This window comes from Methylobacterium sp. C33D (assembly GCF_053345825.1).
In genome coordinates, this window is record NZ_JBKFAV010000144.1 from 1 (window position 1) to 376 (window position 376).

A 376-nucleotide genomic window follows, 5' to 3' on the forward strand; every position below is an offset into this window, starting at 1 on the left:
CCGGCCGCGTTCGCCAAGCCGATGAGCGGGGCGAGCGCCGTCAAGATGATCGACACCGACAGCGACGGCACGATCGACATGAAGGAGGTGGAGGCGGTGGCCTCGGCGACCTTCGTCCGCCTCGAGAAAGACTCGGACGGCACGCTCGACGCCAAGGAGCTGAAGGGCCGCCTGAGCGCGGCCGGCGTGAAGCAGGCCGATCCGGACAGCGACGGCACCCTCGACAAGAAGGAGTACCTCGCGGCCGTCGCCGAGCGCTTCAAGCTGGCCGACCCGGACAACGACGGCACGCCCGACGCCAAGGAGCTGAACTCCAAGGCCGGCAAGGCTCTCCTCGCCCTGATCAAGTAAAACCGACCGGACGTTCCCGATGGAG

The 376-nt window shown here is 67.8% G+C and carries 1 protein-coding gene; it reads left to right on the forward strand.

All coding sequences use genetic code 11. The annotated features are described in order from the left end of the window. The coding region (locus ACLBXO_RS31775; protein WP_447687921.1) for an EF-hand domain-containing protein at nt 1-351 on the forward strand (351 nt) is incomplete at its 5' end. Between the last annotated feature and the right edge of the window lie 25 nt (nt 352-376).